This is a genomic window from Variovorax sp. KBW07, assembly GCF_003852515.1.
GTDB lineage: Bacteria > Pseudomonadota > Gammaproteobacteria > Burkholderiales > Burkholderiaceae_C > Variovorax.
On sequence record NZ_QAJK01000294.1, the window covers coordinates 1 to 240 of the forward strand.

Below are 240 nucleotides of genomic sequence, written 5' to 3' on the forward strand. Positions count from 1 at the left end.
CTTCAACGCCGAGCGCTTCGCGGCCAATGCGCGCGACCCGCAGGTGAAGATGATCGAGATCAAGCTGAGCCAGGGCGCCAAGCCCGGGCACGGCGGTGTGCTGCCCGCGCCGAAGGTCACGCCCGAGATCGCCGCGGCGCGTGGCGTGCCGGTGGGCGTCGATTGCGTCTCGCCCTCTTCGCACAGCGCGTTTTCAACGCCCATCGAGATGATGCATTTCGTCGCGAAGCTGCGCGAGCT

The 240-nt window shown here is 67.9% G+C and carries 1 protein-coding gene; it reads left to right on the top strand.

The genetic code is table 11. From position 1 onward, the window contains the following. Positions 1–240 (top strand): glutamate synthase-related protein (locus DBV14_RS33210; protein WP_260397323.1); only part of this gene is annotated, 240 nt, incomplete at both ends.